A 21,050-nucleotide genomic window follows, 5' to 3' on the forward strand; every position below is an offset into this window, starting at 1 on the left:
CGGTGATAACGGAGCGTACGACGCTCGCCGAGCTGTTCGCGTTGTGGATCGCGAGCAAGGAGAAAGCCGGGCTGAAGCGCCAAAGCGTCGACAAATACCAGCGTGCATGGGACAAGCACGGCGCCAAGCAGATCGGTGAACTGCGGGTCCGAGAATTCCCGACCAGTCGCGCTGAAAGCCACCTCGGGATCGTGGCTGAGTCGGCGATGAGTCAGGCCAAGTTTCTCCGGGTGGCACTCACCGGCATGTTCGCGATGGCTGTCCGGCATGACGTGCTGGCGGTCAATCCGCTCCGAGAGACATCGCGTAATACGAGGAAGAAGACGCCGGTGCGTGCCTTGACCGTGGACGAGTTCGCGAGGGTTCGCGCGGCGGTGGTCGCGTACACCCAACGTGAACACGTTTCCGGTCCACGACCAGGACGTCTGTTGCCTCCGTTCGTCGATGTGATGGGCTCGACCGGGTGCCGGCCGAATGAGGTGCTCGGGCTTCGTTGGTCGGATGTCGATCTGCTGTCCGATCCGCCAGTCATGACGGTCGCGGGCACGGTGATCGATCACGGCAAGGTCAAAGGTCAGTCGTTGCGTCGGCAGGATTCTCGGAAGGGCGATGCGCCCGATCACACGGTCGTATTGCCATCGCTGGCTGTCGAAGCGCTGGCTCAGCTGCTCGGTGAAGCGAGCAAGGATCTCGAATCGTTGGAGACTCTCGCGGACAAGCCGGTCTTTCCGAATCGCGACGGCGAGTGGATGAGCCTGAACAACCTTCGGCGGTCTCTGCGTGCTGCACTGCCCGATGACCTGAAGTGGGTCACTCCGTATTCGCTGCGGCGAACCGTGGGAACGGTGATCCGCGACGGCCTCGGAGTCGAGCAGGCACAAGCCCAGCTGTCCCACGCTCAGCTCGCGACGACCGAGCACCACTACGTCGAACGGCGCACGCACGGTCCGGATGTTCGCGAGGTCCTCGACCGGTACGCGAAGGAAAGTACGGATTCGAATATAAGGGGAAAGTGAGGGATTTCACCTCGATGATCTTGGAAGGAAAGAGCCCCCGATCTGCTGATGCAGCTCGGGGGCTCTTTTCTGCGCGCCCGGAGAGACTCGAACTCCCAACCTTCTGATCCGTAGTCAGATGCTCTATCCGTTGAGCTACGGGCGCAGGGTCTTACCGTGTTCAGTTGTGTGCCCGGTTACCCGGGCGTGGCGGAGGCGAGAGGATTTGAACCTCCGGTCCCCGTGAAGGGACAACTCATTAGCAGTGAGTCCCATTCGGCCGCTCTGGCACGCCTCCTGGAGCCTTCTTTCGAGGGCGCCGGTCCTTTCGAACCGCCGAGAGGCAAGAGTACAGAGCAACCCGCCAGTACGCAAAACGGCTGGTCAGCGCAGGTGACTGTCGAACCAGTCGAAGATCCGGGTCTGCGCGTCGATCAGCATTCGCTTCTCTTCCTCGGCGAGCTGCTCGAAGTCGCTCATCTCGAAGCCGGGGTGGTCCGGCCGATGGTGCAGCCCCGGGTAGTTGACCACCAGGGTGGCGACCATGGCCCGGGCCGCCGCGTCCCGGAGTCGCTCGACCTGGTCGGACGGGGTGGCGGGATCGTCGTCGCCGTACAGGCCGAGCCACGGGGCCTGCAATCGGGGCGCGGCGTGCACGAGTGCCGTCGCCTCCGAGGTGAGCGGCTCGACGATGCCGGGCGCGGCGACACTCACGGCGGCACCGATGGGCCGGTTCGTCGCCACCAGCAGGGCCGCGGTGCCGGCGTTGTCGAAACCGAGTACGCCGATGGTGTCGGCGAAGACACCCCGGCCGACCAGCCAGTCGAAACAGGCGTCGAAGTCGGCGAACAGGTCCGCGCCGAACACCTGCTCCGGTACGGCGGTGGCCGTCGCCCCGGCGGGTCCCCCGTCGACAGCCCGCGTCCCCGGCGCGACCCCGTCGAGCCCTCCGGATGCGGCGCCGACGTTCGCCTCCGGACGGTCGAACCGGTGGAACAAATTGGGCGCCACCATGATCCAACCCTCGCCGGACAGCGACTTCATCATATCCAGCAATACATTGGCAAACTCGCGGGATTCATGGAGCACGACGATGCCGCCGCGGGCGTTGCCCTCCGGCTCCATCACCGTGATCGGCACTCGCCCCCCGGCCTCCTGTGGCCGAGTGCCATCCACAACCTGCCCGTTGTCGCGCAATGGTGCCTCGTCTCGATAGATGCCCGACATGAAACCAGGGTAATTCGCGGGCATCACATTCGGGAGAAGTTGCACGTAAGTACCCATTTCCCGGAAAAATTCCGACATACCGCCCAGACGGTTCCGAAGTGCCGGATCGGCGGGAGCGCCCGTCGGACGGCCGCGGGAACGGCCCGGTGCGGCGAACAATTAGGGTGATGGGGTGAGTGCTCGTATTCGTCCGGACCTCGAGTCCATCCCGGCCTACGCTCCAGGTCGCAGCAACCCGGGTGCGGTGAAACTCGCCAGCAACGAGTCCACTGCCGGGCCTCTGCCGAGTGTCGCCAAAGCGATCGCGGAAGCGGCCGAACTCATCAACCGGTATCCGGACAACTCCTCGGGCGAACTTCGAGCAGCCCTCGCCGACTTCCACGGTGTCGAGGTCGCGAATATCGCCATCGGATGCGGCAGCGTCGCGCTGTGCCAGGAACTGGTTCAGATCACCTGTACGTCCCCCGCGGACGAGGTGATGTTCGCGTGGCGCTCGTTCGAGGCCTATCCGATCCTCACCCAGGTCGGCAACGCCACCGCGGTGCCGGTTCCGCTGAACGACGAGTACGCCCACGATCTGGACGCGATGGCGGCCGCGGTCACCGATCGGACCAAGCTGATCTTCGTCTGCAATCCGAACAACCCGACCGGAACCGCCTACGGACGGCGTGACCTGGTCCGCTTCCTGGACGCGATTCCCGAGCACGTGCTGGTCGTGCTCGACGAGGCGTATTACGAATATCTGCGGCTGCCGGCCGACGATCGCGCCGACGGGGTGGAACTCGGCCGCGATCGCCCCAATGTGGTCGCGCTGCGGACCTTCTCGAAGGCCTACGGACTAGCCGGGTTGCGCGTCGGATACGCCGTCGGTCATCCCGATCCGATCACCGCACTGCTCAAGGTGCATGTTCCGTTCAGCGTGAACCGGCTGGCTCAGGCCGCGGCCGTGGCCTGCCTGCAGGCCCGTGGCGAACTGCTCGACCGCACCGATCATGTTGTGGCCGAGCGCGATCGGATGCGGGAAGCGCTGCTGGCGGCCGGGTATCGGGTACCGCCCACCCAGGCCAATTTCGTCTGGCTGCCGCTGGGCGCGGACAGCGCGGACTTCGGCGCGGCCAGCGCCGAGGCCGGAGTTCTGGTGCGGCCCTATGGAACCGACGGCGTGCGGATCACCGCGGGCGATCCACACGAGAACGACCTGTTCCTGGCCTTCGCGACCGCCGCGGAGACCGTCGCGCGCTTCGCCGGCTGAGTCAGCGGGTACCCAGCGCGCCGGCGAGCGTCGGCCAGGCCCGCGGCAACTCGTCCTTCCAATACGGCCACGAGTGCGTGCCGACCTTCTCCAGGTCGACATCGGCCGGAATCTGCATGCGTTCCAGGCGATCGGCCAGGGCCATCGTGCAGGCGTTGGCGCCCGCCTCGAGCGGCCCGCCGAATCCGATCGCGGACGCCGCCTCGGGATTGCCGGGACCATCGTAGGGTCCGGGCATACCGGATCCGGCGGACAGGTAGATCGCAGTTCCGCGCAGGCTATCGGCGTGCATCATCACGTCGTGGGCGAGCCAGTCCGGATCGTCCTGCTTGCCGAACATGTTGTCCGGCTCGCCGCCATAGGTGCGGACCACCGCGCGGGCCTGCGCCTGCCCGATATCCGACCCCATCGCATAACAACCACTGTGGGCCGCGACCGCCCGGTACAGCTGCGGGTGGCGCATGGTCAGCATCATCGCGGCCTCGGCGCCCATCGACACGCCTTCGACGGCGTTGCGGCCGTTGCCCTCGAAGGTCGCGTCCATCAGCGGCGGTAGTTCGCGGGTGAGGAATGTCTCCCACCGGTTGGTGCCGAGCACCGGGTCCGGCTGCTGCCAATCGGTGTAGTAGCCCGCCGGGCCGCCGATGGTGAGCACCACGTTGACGTCCTTGTCGGCGAAGAACTGCACCGCACCGCCGCGTTCGGTCCAATTGTTGTAATCGTTGCTGGCACTGCGGCCGTCGAGCAGATACACCGTCGGGCGGGGACGGCTGCGGTCGGCGGGCAGCAGCACCTCCACCGGCAGCGTGCGCGCCATCGCGGGTGACCGCACGAATACTCGCACCCGGCGGTCGGTGATCTGCTCGACACGATCGACCGACGCGGCACTGGGCGGTGGAGTGTCCACCGACGGAGCCGGTCCCTCTGCCGAGCCGGAATCGGCCGGTGGTGCGGGCGCGGCGGCTGTCAGCGGAGCCGTGCACATCGCCGCACACATCAGGAGTGCGGCGATGGCGACGCCGGGCAGCCGACGCCGTATCCGGCGACGATCCATGGCCGTCATCCTGCCAGAGGCAGAGCGGGGCGTCGAAAACTGGCGAGCGTGGCGCGCTGGCGTATCCGGCCGATTCGGCATCGGCCCACCTCCGCCAGTAGGCTGAGACACCGTTCCGGGCCCGCCCGGAACGAGGTGGGTTGCCCGAGCGGCCTAAGGGAACGGTCTTGAAAACCGTCGTGGTTCACGCCACCGTGGGTTCAAATCCCACACCCACCGCGGGTGCCTCCCGTTTTCCGTGCTCCGCCGCGGTCCTGTTGCCGCGGGATGGAACAGGCGGTTGGAGGTCACGGCCGACGGCGATTAATTTCGACTCATGTCGACCGGTGTGCGCGAGGGCCAGGTGTTCGAGGACGCCAGGCCGCGTTTGGAAGCGATCGCGTATCGCCTGCTGGGTTCGGCGACCGATGCCGAGGACGCGGTGCAGGATGCGTTCGTACGGTGGCACGCCGCCGATCGCGGGTACGTCGAGACGCCCGAGGCGTGGTTGACGAAGGTACTCACCAATATCTGTCTCAACCAGCTCGCGTCGGCACGGGTGAGGCGCGAGGCGTACGTGGGTCAGTGGTTGCCCGAGCCGATCTTCGCCGCGGACCCGATGTCCGGCCCGGCCGACACCGTCGAACAACGTGAATCGGTATCGATCGCGATGCTCACCCTGATGGAACGGCTGTCGGCCAGGGAGCGCGTCGTGTACGTGCTACGCGAGGCATTCGGCTACGCGCACAACGAGATCGCCGAAATCGTCGATCTCACCGAGTCCAACTGCTATCAGATCTACCGGCGCGCCAAACAACATATGGCCGACGACCGGACCCGCCGCGAGGTCGATGCGGTCTCGGCCCGCAAGGTCGTCGAGGAATTCCTGGCCGCGACGCTCAGCGGCAACACCGACTCGCTGGTGCGGCTGCTGACCGACGACGCGGTGAGCGCGGGCGACGGTGGTGGCGTGGTGACGTCGCTGCCGCATCCGGTCACCGGCGCGCTGCGGGTGGCGCGATTCCTGCGCCGGCTGTTCGAGCCCACCGAGCACAAGTGGGAGCAGATCGGCGGTCGTGCCGATCTGTTCGCCGCGGTGGTCAACGGCGTACCCGCGCTGGTGATCGTGGTCTGCGAGCGGATCGTCGGCATCCTCACGTTGGAGGTGACGACCGACGGCATCTCGGCCGTTCACACCCAAGCCAACCCCGCCAAGCTCGAACGGGCCACCCGCCACTGGGCCGCCTTCGAGCACACGGAACCGCTCGTCACCGGATGGTGATGTAGGCCACAGTCCACTGCTGTCAGGTTTCGCCCCGCTGTCCGGTTCAGGAAGCGAACACCACCCAGACAGGAGTCGGATCATGAAGCACCGCATCGTCGTTCTCGGCGCCGGATACGCCGGAGCCAACGCCGCCGCCCGCTTGGCCAAGCGGCTGCACCCAGCCGATGTCGACATCACCCTCGTCAATGCCGATCCCGAGTTCGTCGAGCGGGTCCGCATGCACCAGCTGTCGACGGGTCAGGAACTGCGGCGCCGCATGCTGACCGATCTCTTCGCCGGCACCGGCGTGCGGGTGGAGCCGGCGCGGGTGACCTCGATCGACGCCGACCGGCACGTGGTTGGGGTCGACGCCGCCGACGGCTCCCGCGAGATCGCCTACGACACCCTCGTCTACGCTCTCGGCAGCGCCGCGACCGACGGCGGTGTGCCGGGTGTGGCCGAGCACGCCCACGACATCGCCGGTAAGCGGTCCGCGCTATTGGTGCGCGAACGGCTGGCGAGCCTGGGCGCGGGGGCGACCGTGCTGGTCGTCGGTGGCGGTCTCACCGGAATCGAAGCCTCCACCGAAATCGCCGAAGCCCGACCGGATCTCGAGGTCGCCCTCGTTGCGCGCCGCGACCTCGGCGACTGGCTCGGCGAGAAAGCCCGACGCCATCTGCGCACCGCATTCGACCGGCTCGGCATCACCGTCCACGAGCACACCGATGTCGCCCGCCTCGACCGGACCGGCGCGCACACCACCGACGGCCGCACGATCTCGAGCCAATTGACCGTGTGGACAGCAGGTTTCGCTGTCCACCCGATCGCCGCCGCCTCCACCCTGCAGGTATCGGCGACGGGACAGATCGTCGTCGACGCCACGATGCGCTCGGTCTCACACCCCGACGTCTACGCCGTCGGCGACGCCGCGCTCGCCCCCGGGGCGAGCGGCGATCCGCTGCGGATGTCCTGCGCCTCGGGTGTGCCTTCGGCCTATCACGCCGCCGACGTCATCGCCGCCCGCCTGACCGGCCGCGAGGTCCCCCGCAACTCGATCGGCTACACCGGCCAGTGCATCAGCCTCGGCCGCCGCGACGCGGTGATGCAGTGGGTCACCCCCGACGATCAGCCCAAGTCCTCCGCCCTCACCGGACGAGCGGCCGCGCGACTCAAGGAGTTCATCTGCAAGAGCGCGGCGTGGAGCGTCTCGCATCCGACCGCGATGATGCCATCGCGCCGCCGTCACCTCACGGCCGAGCCGAGCCGCCTCCTCACCGCGTGACAGCGGCGGCAGTCACGTCGCCGTTCGCCGACCCGGATGGCGCCGACCACCCGCCGCGGCTGATCATCGACGGATCGACGGGCTGCCCCACCCGCAGCGATGGCGCCGACCGTCGGGACAGTCAGCGCCATCGATCGATTCGGACATTGTCCGCACAGCGGAGGTCGGGGTCAGAAGCACCACACCCAGGATGCCGATCCGGGGAATGGAATGGTGATGCAGATGGCGATATCTTTCGCCGTCGTATCGGACACGGTGTCGGCCGATGCCATGGGTGCTGCCACGGCGCCGAGGGACATGATTATCGCTGCGGACGCGATAATTCTTGCGGACCTTTTCTTCATGTTCGAACCTTTCGATTTCAACCTTTCCAGAGCAAACCGGAAGTCCCGGCTCGATATGTGCACTTCTCATGGTCGCGCTGGTCAACTGTGGCGACTAGGGACCTACGACACCGATCGGAAAGCATGCCCGCCGGAAATCCGGATCGAAGAAATTGCATGGGGTAAACAAGAAACATGGGGTGAACAAGAAATAGGGGTCTGGGCGGCCTTTTCCCATTCCGGGCCATGACCGGATCGGGGCGCGGCGCGAACCCGCGGAGTGCGGGTGGTGGGCGAGACGGGATGCGCGAGCGGGGGCGGCGGTGCGCTTTCGGGGCGGGTCAGGGCCGCCGGCGATCGTTCGCGTTGTCCACCCGCTCGAAGGCGTCGCCGATGGCGTCCAGCTCGTCCGGGCTGATCAGGTCGAGGAAGGCTCGACGCACCGCGGCCACGTGACCGGGGGCGGCGGCGACCAGGCGCCGCATCCCCTCCTCGGTGAGGTGTGCGCGGACCCCGCGCCCGTCCTCCTCGCAGCTGGTGCGGCGCACCATGCCCTGTTCTTCCATGCGGCGGATCTGGTGGGTGAGGCGGCTGCGGGACGACAGCACGCCGTCGGCGAGATCGCTCATGCGCAGCGAGCCGCCGGGACTCTCGGAGAGCATCACCAGAATGCGGTATTCGGGCAGACTCAGATCGCTGTCGTCCTCGAGCTGGCGGTTCAGTTCCACCATGAGGCGCTGATGGCCGTCCATGAAGGCGCGCCACGCGCGCTGCTGGGCCGAGCTCAGCCACAGCGGCTGCGGCGCCGGGTGACCACTCGGTTCGTTAGCCATCCCACCATTCTATTGGCCCGCGGCGAGTCCGTAATGGGAAGTATGTCGGCAGGTCAGCGACCTGCCCGCGGGGAGGAGATGATCGAATTCGCAGCCGCACCCGTTCCGGCGATACCTCCACCTAGAGTCGAGATATGTACGCGGTGACATTGGATGGTTACGGTGGGCCCGAGGTAATCCGCTGGACGGAGGTGCCCGATCTCCCGCCGCCGGGCCCGGGCGAGGTGTCGATCGATGTCGTGGGTGCCGGCGTCAATCGTGCGGACCTGTTGCAACGCCAGGGCTTCTATCCGCCGCCACCGGGAGCCAGCGACATCATGGGCCTCGAGGTCTCGGGTGTCGTAGCCCAGGTCGGCGAGGGCGTGCGGGATCTGCAGCCGGGCGAACGGGTCTGCGCACTGCTGTCCGGCGGCGGGTACGCCCAGCGGGTGGTGGTCGCGGCGACACAGGTGCTGCCGGTCCCCGAGGGCATGGATGTGGCTGCGGCAGCGGCACTTCCGGAGGTCGCGGCCACCGTCTGGTCGAATCTGGTCATGCGGGCCGGTCTGCACGCCGGGCAGCGGTTGCTGATCCACGGCGGCGGGAGCGGAATCGGCACGCACGCCATTCAGGTCGCGGTGAATCGCGGTGTGCGAGTGGCGATCACGGCCGGATCGCAGTACAAGATCGATCGCTGCCTGGAATTGGGGGCACATATCGGAATCAATTACCGCGAGCAGGATTTCGTCGAGGTTCTCGGCGAAATTGGTGGCGCGGACGTCATTCTCGACAATATGGGCGCGGCCTATCTGGGGCGCAATGTGGCGGCCCTGGCCGACGACGGTCAGATCTGCATCATCGGTATGCAGGGTGGGGTGAAGGCCGAGCTGATTCTGTCCGAGCTGCTGGGTAAGCGCGGCACGATCCACGCCACCAATCTGCGGCGGCGGCCGGCGACCGGACGTTCGAGCAAGGCCGAGATCGTCGCGGAACTGCGGCGGCACCTGTGGCCGCTGATCACCGAGGGCGCGGTGGTGCCGATCGTGCACGCCGAGGTCCCGGTCACCGAGGCCGCACAGGCGCAACAACTGCTCGATTCGGCGGAAACCGTCGGCAAGGTGGTGCTGCGCGTCGACGAAGCGTGACGAGGCGCCCGGGCTCAGGACTCCAGCGAGTTCAGGGCCCGGCCCAGCTGGTCGATCTCGAATTTCGTTGTATAGGGCGCCAATCCGATGGTGACGGCGCCACCCTCGTCGTTGACTCCCAGCGCGTCGAGCAGGCGGCTGCCGCCGTGGGCGCCGCTGACGGTGCCGATGCGGTGGTCGGCGAGTTCGGCGGAGATCTTCTCCGCCTGCATACCCGCGATGGTGAAGCTGACCGTCGGGATGCGGGTGGACGCGCGGCCGATCACGGTGAGATCCGGAACGTGTTCGAGCACCTCCATCAGGTGTTCGAACAGCTGATCGTGATAGTCCTGCAGTGAGGTGATCGAGATCTCGAGCCGCTCACGCCGGGTGCCGACGGCCTGTTCGTCCAGGCCGGCGAGATAGTCGATCGAGGTCGTCAGCCCGGCCAGCAGCGCGTACTGATGTCCGCCGACCTCGAGCCGCTCGGCGCCCTTGGCGTAGGGATTCAGCGACATGGAGGGAATACGGTCCAGGAACGCCGGGTCGCGAAAGACCAGCGCACCGATCTGCGGACCTCCCCACGCCGGTGCGGACAGGGCGATGACATCGGCATTGAGCTCATCGATATCGATCAGGGCATAGGGCGCGGCGCCGAAACAGTCGGCGACCATCAGCCCGCCCACCTCGTGCACGCGATCGGCGGCCACCCGCACCGAGGGCGCGGATCCGACGATGGGCGAGGCGGCGGTCACGGCCACCAGGCGCGCGGTCGGGCCGATCAGCTCCTCGAACTGCCAGGCCGGCATCTCGCAGGTTTCGATCTCCACCTCGGCCCAGCGCACATGGGCGCCGTAACGGTTGGCGATGCGCAGCCAGGGCGCCACATTCGCCTCGTCGTCGAGCCGCGACAAGACGATGCCGGTCCCCAGTCCGAGCCGCGAACTCAACGATTCCGCCAGCCAGGCCAGCAGCACCGCCCGGTCCGGTCCGAGCACGACCCCGGCCGGATCGCCGCCGACGAGATCGGCGACCGCCTCCCGGGCGGCGTCGAGAATCGCACCGCTGCGCCGCGCCGCGGCGTGGCGATTGGTGTGCGAGAAAGCAGAGGTCCGGAAACCCGTTGACACGGCGCGCGATACCGAATCCGGGACCAGCATTCCTGCCTGTGGGTCCAGATGGATCCAGCCGTCGCCCAGGGACGGTATCAACCCCCGAACCCTCGCGACGTCGTAAGTCATGCTGGCCACTCTAAGGGCAGCAGGCAAGTCGGCGGAACCGTGCGCCGACCGAATGCGATATCACGCGACATGGCACCCGACTTTCACAAAACCGAACCACACCAGAGGCGGACCAGAACCGTCACAGAATACTTGCGCTGGAAATCGGACCGTATACCCAGCACGGGCACCGGCCTCCGACCGGCGCGATGCGCCGTTCACTTAGCGCATCGCGGCGCGAGCAGACATCATGGATGCCATGACGCAATCGGACGGAGCACCGGATTCCATCGTGGTCATCGGGCCCGAAGGGCGACCGCTGGTGATTCCGGCGGGCGCGCAGGGTGAGGCGCCGTTCGCCGGGCAGGTGGTCGGCGACCTCGACGCCGAGGCCGCGGCGAACGCCGGCGAGGAATCGCTGGCCGACATGGTCGAGCAGCCCGCCAAGGTGATGCGCATCGGCACCATGATCAAACAGCTGCTCGAGGAGGTGCGGGCCGCACCGCTCGACGATGCCAGCCGCAGCCGGCTCAAGGAGATCCACAAGACGTCCGTACACGAGCTCGAGCAGGGCCTGTCCCCTGAGTTGCGCGACGAACTCGAGCGTCTGGCGCTGCCGTTCGGCGAGGACTCGATCCCCTCCGACGCGGAGCTGCGGATCGCTCAGGCACAGCTCGTCGGCTGGCTGGAAGGACTGTTCCACGGCATCCAGACGGCGTTGTTCGCTCAGCAGATGGCGGCCCGGGCACAGCTCGAGCAGATGCGCCACGCCCTGCCGCCGGGTGTGCACGGCCCGCGCGAGGGCGGGCAGGGCGGATCGGTCACCGGGGGCGGTCAGTACCTCTGAACACCGCTGATCACGGGATACCCTCCAGCCCCCACCGACGGAGATTTGTTCTGCGCTACAGTCGTGCACTGTGCCAGCAGCTGCCCCTGCCGATTCGGCGACAGCCGAACACAGTCCAGCCGATGTCACGGTGCCCCTGATGTCGGATTCCCAAACGTTCCCGCGTGCGTTCAAGGACCTCCGCGTGGGATTCTCTCAGCGCGAGCTGTGGTTACAGCTGGGCTGGCAGGACATCAAGCAGCGTTATCGGCGTTCGGTGATCGGCCCGTTCTGGATCACCATCGCCACCGGCGTTCAGGCCGCTGCGATGGGCGTCCTCTACGCGGCCATCCTGAACCAGGACCTCTGGACCTACCTGCCGTACGTGACGATCGGCCTGATCGTCTGGAATGTGATCAACGCCAGCATCCTCGAGGGCTCGGATGTGTTCATCGCCAACGAGGGTCTGATCAAACAGCTCCCCTCGGCGCTGAGCGTGCACGTCTACCGGCTGGTGTGGAGACAGTTGCTGTTCTTCGCCCACAACATCGTGATCTATCTGGTCATGCTGGTCGCCTTCGGTGTCTGGGAACATCTGGACTGGACGGTCGTGCTGGCGCTGCCGGCGGTCGTGCTGCTGTTCCTCAATTCGGCGTGGATATCGATCGTCTTCGGCATCCTGTCCACCCGCTACCGCGATATCGCCCCGATCCTCGGCAGCATGACACTGATGCTGTTCGTGCTGACCCCGGTCATGTGGACCACCAAATCGCTGCATGATCAGGGTGGCTCGGTGAGTGAGCGGGCGAAACTGGTCGAACTGGTGCCGACCTACCATTATCTGGAGATCGTGCGCGCTCCGCTGCTCGGCGACCCGGTGCACGCGCGGTCCTGGCTGGTGGTCGGCGTGATCACCGTTGTCGGCTGGGTACTGGCGCTGCTGGCCTTGAAGCAATTCCGTTCCCGCGTGCCGTACTGGGTGTAAAGGGCGATATGACCGGAGTAAGCATCGAAACCCGCGAAGCGTGGGTGGAGTTTCCCATTTTCGACGCCAAGTCACGGTCGCTGAAGAAGGCGTTCCTGGGTAAGGCCGGTGGTTCCATCGGGCGCAATCAGTCCGATGTGGTGGTGGTCGAGGCGCTGCGCGACATCACCCTGTCGCTGAAGGAGGGCGACCGGGTCGGTTTGGTCGGCCACAACGGCGCGGGTAAGTCGACCCTGCTGCGGATGCTGTCGGGGATCTACGAACCCACCCGCGGCACCGCCCAGGTGCGGGGGCGGGTGGCGCCGGTCTTCGACCTGGGCGTCGGTATGGATCCCGAGATCTCCGGCTACGAGAACATCATCATCCGCGGCCTGTTCCTCGGCCAGACCCGCAAGCAGATGCTGGCCAAGGTCGACGAGATCGCCGAATTCAGCGAGCTCGGCGAGTACCTGAACATGCCGCTGCGCACCTATTCGACGGGTATGCGGGTGCGGCTGGCGATGGGCGTGGTCACCTCGATCGATCCGGAGATCCTACTGCTGGACGAAGGGCTGGGCGCGGTCGACGCGGAATTCATGAAGAAGGCCCGTAATCGACTGCGTGACCTTGTGGCGCGCTCCGGAATTCTGGTGTTCTGCAGCCATTCCAACGAATTTCTGGCCCAATTGTGTGATACCGCGATGTGGATCGACCACGGCACACTGCGCATGCAGGGTGATATCGAAGATGTGGTGCGCGCCTACGAGGGGCCCGAGGCCGGCGATCACGTGGCACAGATTCTGCGCGAGCTGGCGCTCGAGCAAAATCCCGCATGAGCGGAACGGATACGGCGGCAGACGAGATTAGGGACACGAACATGAGCGATCAGGCGGCCTCGTCCGCGGACCTCGGGGCAGGCCGGATCATCGCGGTGGTCGTCACCCACAAGCGGCGTGAGTTGCTGAGCGAATCGCTGAAAGTCCTCGCCTCCCAATCCCGTCCGATCGACCACCTGATCGTCATCGACAACGGGAACGAGTCCGAGGTCGGTGAGCTGGTGAAGCAACAGCCGATCGAATCCACCTATCTGGGCTCGGAACACAATCTCGGCGGCGCGGGCGGCTTCGCACTCGGCATGCTGCACGCGCTGACCATGGGCGCGGATTGGGTCTGGCTGGCCGACGACGACGGCCGGCCCGAGGGTCCGGAGGTCCTGGAGAAGCTGCTCGATTGCGCACAGCGGCACGGGCTTTCGGAAGTCTCCCCCGTGGTCGCCGATATCGACGATCCGGACCGGCTGGCCTTTCCGTTGCGCCGCGGCGTGGTGTGGCGGCGGCTGCGGTCCGAACTCGGTGACGAGGACTTCCTGCCCGGTATCGCGTCGTTGTTCAACGGCGCCTTGATATCCGCCGAGGCGCTCGAGGTGATCGGCGTCCCCGATCTGCGTCTGTTCGTCCGCGGTGACGAGGTCGAGGTCCATCGACGGCTGGTCCGGTCGGGACTGCCGTTCGGAACCTGTTTGCAGACGGCCTATCTGCATCCGAACGGCTCGTCGGAATTCAAGCCGATTCTGGGCGGGCGGATGCACACCCAGTATCCGGACGATCCGGTCAAACGTTATTTCACGTATCGCAACCGTGGCTACTTGATGGCACAGCCCGGGATGCGCAAACTGCTGCCTCAGGAATGGGCGCGCTTCTCCTGGTTCTTCCTCGTACAGCAAAAAGATCCGGCCGGTCTGCGAGAATGGTTGCGGCTGCGGCGTCTGGGGCGACGCGAGCAGTTCCATAAACCCGGTTAGATCAGCGCATTTCGCATGAGGAGGTACGGCTGTGAGCAACCCCTACGGTGGGCAGCCACCCTATGGGCAACCATTTCAACCCAACGGTGCACAGCCTTATCCCCCCACTCAGCAACCCCCCAACGGGGGTGCGCCGTACGGTGCGCCGCAGCCGTACGGAGGTAGCGGAGCCGTTGCTGCACCGGGCTATCCGCCGGTGCAGCCACATGCCGGTTCGCAGCCGCATCCGATGCAGCCGCACAGCGCCTCGCAACCGCACCCCCAGCCGGGCTGGGGAGCACCCGCGGCCCCGCCGCAGCCTTACGGTCAGCCGCCCGCGAATCCGTATGGCGGACAACCTCATCCGGGTCAGCCGCCGATGGGCGCACCCTACGGCGCCCCGCCCGGAGCACAGGGGCAGTTCGGCGCCTACGGCCCGCCGCAGTTCCAGCCGCAGCCGGGACCGCAGGGCATCGTGGTGGATTCCTCGTACTTCCCGCTCGGTTTCATGCTCGCGCTGACCGGTCCGAAGATCATCGTCAACGGTATGGAGGTACCGATGGCGAAGTGGGGGCAGACGCATATTCCGGTGGGCCCCGGGCAGCATCACGTACGGGTGGCCACGAAATGGCTGTGGGATATGGGGCCGGCCGAGACCACGGTGCCGGTGGCCGAAGGACATACCACGCACGTGTACTACAAGTCGCCGGCCATCGCCTTCATCAACGGCGCGATCGGCCCGGTGCCGCAGGCCGCCCCCGGTGCGATGGTCTCCTACATCAGCCTGGGCGTGGTCGGGGTACTGATCCTGCTGCAGCTGCTGCTGGCCTGCTCGATCTGATCGGGTAGTCCCGCGAAAAATACCTTGCGGCCCACGACGCGGGCTGCGATGGTGTATTCATTCCAGTCGCGGACGCGACACAACGAGTCGCAGTAGCGATATAGAGAAGGGTCGAAGGAGGTGGAATACGTGAACGTCGACAACCGGTTTGTCGCGGCCGGAGCCCGGTATCTCACCGAGGGTAGCTCCGCCGCACGTATTTCCACTCTCCTCCCCATGTGCTGAGTTCCTTCGCGGGCTCGGTGCCCGACGAAGGACGTCTTCCGTCATGGTCGATTACGACCGTCTTCTTCCCTTCGGCTGGACCGCCGAACTCTCCGCCGAGTACGCAGGCCGGTTCGATACCGGCTGGGTCCCGGCCCGTGTGATCCGGATGGATCGCAGTGAATGCGATATCGCGACGCCCACCGGGCTCGCACGCGCCCACTGCCCACGGGCGGATACCAACATCAACGGCTTGTGCACCGGCGACTGGGTGGCCGTCGCACCTGCCGATGAGCCGCTCATCGTGCGAAAGTTGTTGCCGCGCCGCACGATTCTGCGCCGCGCCACGGTATCGGGACGCTCCGAGCCGCAACCGCTGGCCGCCAATGTCGACACGGTCCTGATCTGTGCCGCCGCGGACGACGCGGTGGACCTGGGTCGCATCGAACGAATGCTGGCCCTGGTCTGGGAATCCGGTGCGCGGCCGATGGTGGTGCTGACCAAAGGTGATCTGGCACCGGATATCCCGCTGCACGAGGTGCGGGCGGCGGCACCCGGCGCGAGCGTGCTGGCGGTCAGCGCCACCACAGGAGTCGGGATGGACGTACTGCGGGCCGCGGCCACGGGCACGGTCGCGTTGATCGGATCCTCCGGCGCCGGAAAATCCACGCTGGCCAATGCCGTCCTGGGCGAGGAGGTCTTCGCCACCGATCGGGTGCGGACCTCGGACAAGCGCGGACGGCATACGACGGTGCACCGCGAGCTGCGGCCGATACCCGGTGGCGGCACCCTCATCGATACCCCCGGCCTGCGTGCCATCGGGCTCTGGGACGCGCAGCAGGGGCTGGCGCGCACCTTCACCGATATCGAATCGCTGGCCGCCGAGTGCCGCTTCTCGGACTGTTCGCACAACAGTGAGCCCGGCTGCGCGGTGCTGGCGGCGATCGATTCGGGCGCGGTCCCCGAGCGACGGCTGGCCAGCTTCCGCAAACTGCAGCGGGAGAACGAATGGCTGGCCAGTCGCACCGATGCCCGGCTGCGCGCCGAGCGCGAGCGGGCCTGGCGCGAGATCACCAAGTCGAGTCGCCGCCGATATCGCGAACGTGATGCTCGTCGCTGACGGAGGTTCTCACTATGCAACTGGTTGCATAGCACCCTTCGGGTCGCCTACTGTGCAATTCGGGTAGTTCCTCACCCCGGCCCCACCGGATCGCCGATCATGGAGCCGGGGTGGTCGCACAGATGGGAGCACGGATATGACCGAAGCTGGAAAGCCACTGGCCGGCCGCACCATGATCATGTCGGGCGGCAGCCGCGGCATCGGCCTCGAAATCGCCAAGCGAGCCGCCGCGGACGGCGCGAATATCACGCTCATCGCCAAGACGGATCAACCGCATCCGAAACTGCCGGGCACGATCCACACCGCGGCCGCGGAACTCGAGGAGGCCGGTGGGCAGGTCCTGAAATTCGTCGGCGATGTCCGCGACGACGAGGGTGTCGCCGCCGCCGTTCAGCAGACCGTGGACCGCTTCGGCGGTATCGACCTCGTCGTGAACAACGCCTCCGCGATCGACCTCTCGCCCACCGAGACGATCTCGATGAAGAAGTACGACCTCATGCAGGACATCAACTGCCGCGGCAGTTTCCTGCTGTCCAAGACCAGCATTCCGGCGCTGAGGGAATCCGCGCAGGCCGGCCGCAATCCCCACATCCTGACGCTGTCGCCGCCGCTGAACCTCGATCCGAAATGGGCGGGCAGCTCACTGGGCTACACCATCGCCAAGTACGGAATGTCGCTGACCACACTGGGTTTGGCCGAGGAGCTGCGCAAATACGGCATCGGCGTCAACTCGCTGTGGCCGCGCACCACCATCGCCACCGCCGCGGTCCGCAACCTGCTCGGCGGCGAGGAGATGGTGCAGACCTCACGCACCCCCGATATCTACGCCGACGCCGCCTACCTGGTACTCACCTCGCCCGCGAAGGACACCACGGGCAACTTCTTCATCGATGACGATGTCCTTGCCGCACACGGGATCACCGATCTCGACAAGTATCGCGTGGTGCCGGGCGACGGTCCGCTCACCACCGATCTGTTCCTGTAGTGAACATCCCGCGAACCAGCGGGGACGAGTACCCGAGGTGAGCGGCGGGCGCGGACCGCGGAGGTCCGCGCCCGCCGCACCATCCGAGACCGGTGGATCCCGATTCAAATGCCGTACAGGCGCGCCCAGTTCTCCCGGCTGATGAGTTCGGGCGCCGCCTCGCGGTACTGACGGCTCACCTTCGGCAGATCGCGGCGCAGCCGGCGCAGCACCCGCCAGGTGCGCAGCAGCAGCGCGCGGGCTTTCTCCTTGTCCCGCTGCCGGATTCGCACCCCGGACTGCGAGGCGTCGGTCACCACGACGTGGTCGAACAGGGCCAGATGCCACCAGTGCGCATCCTCGCGGGTGACGCCGACCACGCCGTGCTGGGTGCGACCGGTCCACTGCTGGATGGCGCGCTTCACCAGCACCAGCATCGGGCGGCTGGGTTCACCACCGGCACGGCGCATCCGGATGTCGGACTGCCGGACCGGGGCGGTCGCGGCCGCGTGCTTCTTGGTCTCCCCGTAGTCGCCGCGGCTGGTCCGCGCGGCGGACAGCGCGTCGATACCACCGTCGCGCAACACCTTCGGCCCCTGCAGGAAGTCCTCGATACCCTGCAGCGTCGTATGCGCGAGGCCGTACTGCATACCCACCAGATATTCCGCGATCTCGCGGAACAGCTTGCGGGTCACCGCCTTGGCATCCAGATCGGCGTGTATCGAGCTGACGATGAGCGAATTGCGCATGCTGAAGTAGCGCGCCCAGTCGTCGAAGTCCTTCCAGTAGAAGTCGGCGTGCCAGACCGCGGCGTTCGGCAGGGTCACGGTCACGAAGCCGGCCTCCCGCGCCCGGACGCCGTATTCGACATCGTCCCACTGGAAGAAGATCGGCAGCGGCAGCCCGATCCGCGCGATCACCTCGGCCGGGATCAGGCAGGTCCACCAGGCGTTGTAGCCGGCGTCGACGCGACGTTCCTGATTGCGCTTGAGCATGCTCGTATTGCGCAGCGCCTTGGGGACCTTCTGGCCGTGCCGCAACTCGTGCAGATGCACGTCCTCGGCACCGACGTTGAGGTAGTCCGGATTCAGCAGGAACAGCATCTGGGCGCCGACCAGGGTCGGTTCCACGGTGAGATTCGCGAACGCGTTGAGCCGCAACACCGTTTCCGGTTCGCACAGGATGTCGTCGTCCATCAGGATGACGTCGGCGTGTTCGGATCCTTCGAAGCTGCCCTCCGCGGACACCTCGTACAGACCGCGCGTAAAGCCGCCCGCCCCACCGAGATTCGGCTGCCGGATGTAGCGCAGCTTGTCCCCGAACTGCGGCCGGGTCTGCTGGAACAGCTCACGATCGGCAACCGCGTCGGTGCCCTGATCGACCACGTACACCGCGTCGATGGCGCCCAGCACCTCGGGATCGGAGGCCAGCGCGGCCACCGTCTGCGCGCAGTCGTCGGCGCGGTTGAAGGTGCAGATCGCGATGGCCACCGGGCGCACCCGCTCCGGTGCGGGGGCGGTCCAGACGAGATCGCTGATCGCGACTTCGCCTCCGACAGCGTCGATTTCGACCCACAGCGCACCGCCGTCGACATACTGGTCCAGCGGTGCGCGCAGCACCACGGCGCCGTCGGCATCCACATCGGCCGAGTCGATGATGCGGCGGTGACCGGCGATATCGGAGGCCGCCAGCCGGATCCGGGCCAGATCCCCCACCGTGACCTGCATGGTGACCTCGACCTCGGTCACCGTGGTCCAGCGCTGCCAGTAACTGGCCGCGAATCGGCCGAAATAGGTGTTGGTGTGGGCGTGGGCGCCCTTCTCCAGCCGTAGCGACATCCGCTTGCGCTGCGATTTGCCCTTGACCACCGCGTACAGCTCGTCGCTGATCTTGGGTGCGGGTCCGGTGAAGATGCCGCGGGCCAGGACCAGTCTGCCCGGAGTGCGCCGCACGGCCGGCTGGGTGCCGGGTGCGGGGTCGGCATTACGCCGGTCGTTCTCGATGGCGGTCACGGCCTGGCCAGCCGACTGGTCCATGGTGGAATCCCTCGTAAACAGTGTCCGATGGCGCCGGTTCCGGCGCGGGCGCGGTCAAGTGCGAGCTCGTTGCGAGCAATAGCCATTATGTCCAACTCACGTCGCGGGGTCCGACTCGGAGTGCCCGGCGCGGGTGTCACCCATATCGCGGCCCGAACGTGATTCGGCGAATACGAATGTGTCATAGGCCCAGTAGCGGAACACCACCGCCACGATTTGGCCGATCAATGTGCCGGAGATGTTGTCCGACAGCGGCGACGACAGGTGCAGCACGTAGCGGGAAAATCCGAGACACGCCAGCTGCAAACCGATGGCTACCACATTGAACAGGGCGTACAGCAGATATTCGCGCCCCGGGCTCCCGCCCTTCTTGTGCGCGAAGGTCCACCATTTGTTGCCGAAATAGGTGACCACCGTGGCCACCAGAATCGAGATGATCTTCGCCGTCAGCGGCTGGTGCTCGAGTACGCCGTGACCGCCCCAGAAGACCAGCAGGTTGTACGTTCCGGCGTCGACCAGAAACCCGATCGCGCCCACCACGAGAAAGGCCGAACCCTGACGCAGTGCGGTGACGGCCTTCCGCCGCCAGGTATCGCCGGTTCGATCGACCGGTTCGGTCGCCGTCTCACTGCTGGCCACCCGGCGACGGTACCGCACCCCGGTACGGGGTGGCCCGCGCACACCACAAGGTCTCGACACAGTGAGGGTTAACGGGCGCGCACCTGTGCGCGACCTGTACCCTCCCGGTGTTCCGTATTTCGTCGGCCGATCAAAATGAGGGATTGACGGGGTGAACCCCACCGAACTTCGCATTGCCGCAGTCGTGCCCTGCCACAACGAGGAGGCCGCGGTCGCCAAGGTGGTCACGGACCTCAAGGCTGCCGTGCCGGGCATCGTCGTCTACGTCTACGACAACCGCAGCACGGACGCCACCGCCGAGCGCGCCCGCGAGGCCGGTGCGGTGGTCCGCACCGAGACCGTCAAGGGCAAGGGCAATGTGGTCCGCCGCGCATTCGCCGACATCGAGGCCGATGTCTATCTGATGATCGACGGCGACGACACCTACGACGCCTTCGCCGCCCCGAAGATGATCGAGGCCCTGCTGTCGGGGCCCTACGACCACGTACTGGGCGTGCGCAAGCAGGACGAGGGCGCACAGGCCTACCGCGCCGGCCACGAATCCGGCAACCGGGTGCTGAACGGCGTGGTCGGCAAGGTATTCGGTGAGAACGTCGAAGATATGCTCTCCGGTTATCGGGTGTTCTCCCGCCGATTCGTGAAGAGTTTCCCCGCGGTCTCCCGTGAATTCGAGATCGAAACCGAATTGACCGTGCACTCCCTGCATCTGCGCGTTCCGCAGACCTCGGTGCGGGTCGGATTCCGTGATCGGCCCGAGGGCAGTGAATCGAAACTCCGCACCTATCACGACGGCTTCAAGATTCTCGGACTGATCTTCGGTCTCGCGCGGCACGAGCGTCCGGTCGCGTTCTACGGGCTGTTCGGCACCGTGGCCTGGCTGATCTCGATCATTCTGACGGTGCCGATCGTCATCCAGTTCTACGAGATCCACTCGGTGCCGCGGTTCCCGACGCTGTTCCTCGCGTTCACCCTGCTGCTGCTCGGCAGTCTGGCGTGGACGGCCGGACTGATCCTGGACGGTATCCGCCGGTCCCGGCACGAGGCCGCGCGTCTGATGTATCTGCGGTACTCGGCCGTCGGCGCCGAGACCCCCGAGCAGGTCCGGCAGGCGCACTGATGACCACCCAGGCCGACAAGGAGGCCG

At 66.5% G+C, this 21,050-nt stretch carries 20 protein-coding genes and 3 tRNA genes; 15 read left to right on the forward strand and 8 right to left on the reverse strand.

What is annotated here, in order from left to right; genetic code table 11:
- On the forward strand, positions 1–1,016 hold a 1,016-nt coding region (locus LKD76_RS00005; RefSeq protein ID WP_227978848.1), incomplete at its 5' end, for a site-specific integrase.
- Positions 1,017–1,088: 72 nt separating this feature from the next.
- Here LKD76_RS00005 and LKD76_RS00010 read toward each other — a convergent pair.
- From LKD76_RS00010 to LKD76_RS00020, 3 genes are all read right to left on the reverse strand, one after another.
- A tRNA-Arg gene (locus tag LKD76_RS00010) sits at positions 1,089–1,161 on the reverse strand.
- A gap of 42 nt (positions 1,162–1,203) precedes the next feature.
- A tRNA-Ser gene (locus LKD76_RS00015) sits at positions 1,204–1,293 on the reverse strand.
- A gap of 86 nt (positions 1,294–1,379) precedes the next feature.
- Complete coding sequence (locus tag LKD76_RS00020; protein ID WP_227978849.1) at positions 1,380–2,222, reverse strand: dienelactone hydrolase family protein; 843 nt, start codon at positions 2,220–2,222, stop codon at positions 1,380–1,382.
- Positions 2,223–2,394: 172 nt separating this feature from the next.
- Between LKD76_RS00020 and hisC the strand changes: the two genes are divergently transcribed.
- Entirely contained in the window at positions 2,395–3,474 is a 1,080-nt protein-coding gene (gene hisC, locus LKD76_RS00025) for a histidinol-phosphate transaminase (RefSeq protein ID WP_227978850.1), read from the forward strand.
- Position 3,475: 1 nt separating this feature from the next.
- Here the strand turns inward: hisC and LKD76_RS00030 are convergent, their stop codons facing one another.
- Positions 3,476–4,471, reverse strand: a complete 996-nt coding sequence (locus LKD76_RS00030; protein ID WP_372465957.1) for an alpha/beta hydrolase — start codon at positions 4,469–4,471, stop codon at positions 3,476–3,478.
- Positions 4,472–4,662: 191 nt separating this feature from the next.
- On the opposite strand from LKD76_RS00030, the gene LKD76_RS00035 reads away from it, so the two are divergent.
- From LKD76_RS00035 to LKD76_RS00050, 4 genes are all read left to right on the forward strand, one after another.
- Positions 4,663–4,747: transfer RNA gene (locus tag LKD76_RS00035), tRNA-Ser, on the forward strand.
- A gap of 97 nt (positions 4,748–4,844) precedes the next feature.
- Positions 4,845–5,789: an RNA polymerase sigma-70 factor gene (locus LKD76_RS00040; RefSeq protein WP_227978852.1), complete on the forward strand. Its 945-nt coding sequence runs from the start codon at positions 4,845–4,847 to the stop codon at positions 5,787–5,789.
- Between the two features lie 82 nt (positions 5,790–5,871).
- Positions 5,872–7,053 (forward strand): NAD(P)/FAD-dependent oxidoreductase, encoded by a 1,182-nt coding sequence (locus LKD76_RS00045; RefSeq protein WP_227978853.1) that lies wholly within the window; start codon positions 5,872–5,874, stop codon positions 7,051–7,053.
- 210 nt (positions 7,054–7,263) lie between these two features.
- The gene (locus tag LKD76_RS00050) at positions 7,264–7,626 is read left to right on the forward strand and encodes a hypothetical protein (protein WP_227978854.1); all 363 of its coding nucleotides are present in this window, start codon (positions 7,264–7,266) and stop codon (positions 7,624–7,626) included.
- Positions 7,627–7,717: 91 nt separating this feature from the next.
- On the opposite strand, the gene LKD76_RS00055 is transcribed toward LKD76_RS00050, so the two are convergent.
- Positions 7,718–8,209: a MarR family winged helix-turn-helix transcriptional regulator gene (locus tag LKD76_RS00055; RefSeq protein ID WP_227978855.1), complete on the reverse strand. Its 492-nt coding sequence runs from the start codon at positions 8,207–8,209 to the stop codon at positions 7,718–7,720.
- A 134-nt stretch (positions 8,210–8,343) separates the two neighbouring features.
- Between LKD76_RS00055 and LKD76_RS00060 the strand changes: the two genes are divergently transcribed.
- A complete protein-coding gene (locus LKD76_RS00060; protein ID WP_227978856.1) occupies positions 8,344–9,333 on the forward strand; it encodes an NAD(P)H-quinone oxidoreductase in 990 nt (329 codons plus the stop codon).
- 14 nt (positions 9,334–9,347) lie between these two features.
- Here LKD76_RS00060 and LKD76_RS00065 read toward each other — a convergent pair whose 3' ends face one another.
- Complete coding sequence (locus tag LKD76_RS00065; RefSeq protein WP_227978857.1) at positions 9,348–10,553, reverse strand: cysteine desulfurase-like protein; 1,206 nt, start codon at positions 10,551–10,553, stop codon at positions 9,348–9,350.
- Between the two features lie 238 nt (positions 10,554–10,791).
- Between LKD76_RS00065 and LKD76_RS00070 the strand changes: the two genes are divergently transcribed.
- From LKD76_RS00070 to LKD76_RS00100, 7 genes are all read left to right on the forward strand, one after another.
- Complete coding sequence (locus LKD76_RS00070; protein ID WP_227978858.1) at positions 10,792–11,379, forward strand: bacterial proteasome activator family protein; 588 nt, start codon at positions 10,792–10,794, stop codon at positions 11,377–11,379.
- A 139-nt stretch (positions 11,380–11,518) separates the two neighbouring features.
- Positions 11,519–12,343, forward strand: a complete 825-nt coding sequence (wzm, locus tag LKD76_RS00075) for a galactan export ABC transporter permease subunit Wzm/RfbD (protein ID WP_227978859.1) — start codon at positions 11,519–11,521, stop codon at positions 12,341–12,343.
- A gap of 8 nt (positions 12,344–12,351) precedes the next feature.
- Positions 12,352–13,158, forward strand: coding sequence for a galactan export ABC transporter ATP-binding subunit Wzt/RfbE (gene wzt, locus LKD76_RS00080; RefSeq protein ID WP_227978860.1), 807 nt, complete (start codon positions 12,352–12,354; stop codon positions 13,156–13,158).
- Between the two features lie 41 nt (positions 13,159–13,199).
- Positions 13,200–14,123: a galactofuranosyltransferase GlfT1 gene (glfT1, locus tag LKD76_RS00085; RefSeq protein ID WP_227978861.1), complete on the forward strand. Its 924-nt coding sequence runs from the start codon at positions 13,200–13,202 to the stop codon at positions 14,121–14,123.
- A gap of 358 nt (positions 14,124–14,481) precedes the next feature.
- The gene (locus LKD76_RS00090; RefSeq protein WP_227978862.1) at positions 14,482–14,943 is read left to right on the forward strand and encodes a hypothetical protein; all 462 of its coding nucleotides are present in this window, start codon (positions 14,482–14,484) and stop codon (positions 14,941–14,943) included.
- A gap of 268 nt (positions 14,944–15,211) precedes the next feature.
- Complete coding sequence (gene rsgA / locus LKD76_RS00095) at positions 15,212–16,267, forward strand: ribosome small subunit-dependent GTPase A (protein ID WP_227978863.1); 1,056 nt, start codon at positions 15,212–15,214, stop codon at positions 16,265–16,267.
- 136 nt (positions 16,268–16,403) lie between these two features.
- The gene (locus LKD76_RS00100) at positions 16,404–17,252 is read left to right on the forward strand and encodes an SDR family oxidoreductase (RefSeq protein WP_227978864.1); all 849 of its coding nucleotides are present in this window, start codon (positions 16,404–16,406) and stop codon (positions 17,250–17,252) included.
- Positions 17,253–17,356: 104 nt separating this feature from the next.
- On the opposite strand, the gene LKD76_RS00105 is transcribed toward LKD76_RS00100, so the two are convergent.
- Positions 17,357–19,267 (reverse strand): glycosyltransferase, encoded by a 1,911-nt coding sequence (locus tag LKD76_RS00105; protein ID WP_227978865.1) that lies wholly within the window; start codon positions 19,265–19,267, stop codon positions 17,357–17,359.
- A gap of 96 nt (positions 19,268–19,363) precedes the next feature.
- Positions 19,364–19,906, reverse strand: coding sequence for a GtrA family protein (locus LKD76_RS00110; RefSeq protein WP_227978866.1), 543 nt, complete (start codon positions 19,904–19,906; stop codon positions 19,364–19,366).
- A gap of 151 nt (positions 19,907–20,057) precedes the next feature.
- Between LKD76_RS00110 and LKD76_RS00115 the strand changes: the two genes are divergently transcribed.
- Positions 20,058–21,023, forward strand: a complete 966-nt coding sequence (locus tag LKD76_RS00115) for a glycosyltransferase (RefSeq protein WP_227978867.1) — start codon at positions 20,058–20,060, stop codon at positions 21,021–21,023.
- Positions 21,024–21,050 lie beyond the last annotated feature (27 nt).

Source organism: Nocardia spumae (assembly GCF_020733635.1).
Lineage (GTDB): Bacteria > Actinomycetota > Actinomycetes > Mycobacteriales > Mycobacteriaceae > Nocardia > Nocardia spumae.

Bases quoted from the DNA above. Each gene is read 5' to 3' on its own strand.
- wzm (WP_227978859.1), top strand. From the start codon at position 11,519: ATGTCGGATTCCCAAACGTTCCCGCGTGCGTTCAAGGACCTCCGCGTG.
- LKD76_RS00090 (WP_227978862.1), top strand. From the start codon at position 14,482: ATGGGCGCACCCTACGGCGCCCCGCCCGGAGCACAGGGGCAGTTCGGC.
- LKD76_RS00055 (WP_227978855.1), bottom strand. From the start codon at position 8,209: ATGGCTAACGAACCGAGTGGTCACCCGGCGCCGCAGCCGCTGTGGCTG.
- LKD76_RS00065 (WP_227978857.1), bottom strand. From the start codon at position 10,553: ATGACTTACGACGTCGCGAGGGTTCGGGGGTTGATACCGTCCCTGGGC.
- LKD76_RS00045 (WP_227978853.1), top strand. From the start codon at position 5,872: ATGAAGCACCGCATCGTCGTTCTCGGCGCCGGATACGCCGGAGCCAAC.
- LKD76_RS00040 (WP_227978852.1), top strand. From the start codon at position 4,845: ATGTCGACCGGTGTGCGCGAGGGCCAGGTGTTCGAGGACGCCAGGCCG.
- wzt (WP_227978860.1), top strand. From the start codon at position 12,352: ATGACCGGAGTAAGCATCGAAACCCGCGAAGCGTGGGTGGAGTTTCCC.
- LKD76_RS00050 (WP_227978854.1), top strand. From the start codon at position 7,264: ATGGTGATGCAGATGGCGATATCTTTCGCCGTCGTATCGGACACGGTG.
- LKD76_RS00105 (WP_227978865.1), bottom strand. From the start codon at position 19,267: ATGGACCAGTCGGCTGGCCAGGCCGTGACCGCCATCGAGAACGACCGG.
- LKD76_RS00070 (WP_227978858.1), top strand. From the start codon at position 10,792: ATGACGCAATCGGACGGAGCACCGGATTCCATCGTGGTCATCGGGCCC.
- LKD76_RS00020 (WP_227978849.1), bottom strand. From the start codon at position 2,222: ATGTCGGGCATCTATCGAGACGAGGCACCATTGCGCGACAACGGGCAG.
- LKD76_RS00100 (WP_227978864.1), top strand. From the start codon at position 16,404: ATGACCGAAGCTGGAAAGCCACTGGCCGGCCGCACCATGATCATGTCG.
- glfT1 (WP_227978861.1), top strand. From the start codon at position 13,200: ATGAGCGATCAGGCGGCCTCGTCCGCGGACCTCGGGGCAGGCCGGATC.
- LKD76_RS00030 (WP_372465957.1), bottom strand. From the start codon at position 4,471: ATGTGTGCGGCGATGTGCACGGCTCCGCTGACAGCCGCCGCGCCCGCA.
- rsgA (WP_227978863.1), top strand. From the start codon at position 15,212: ATGGTCGATTACGACCGTCTTCTTCCCTTCGGCTGGACCGCCGAACTC.
- LKD76_RS00060 (WP_227978856.1), top strand. From the start codon at position 8,344: ATGTACGCGGTGACATTGGATGGTTACGGTGGGCCCGAGGTAATCCGC.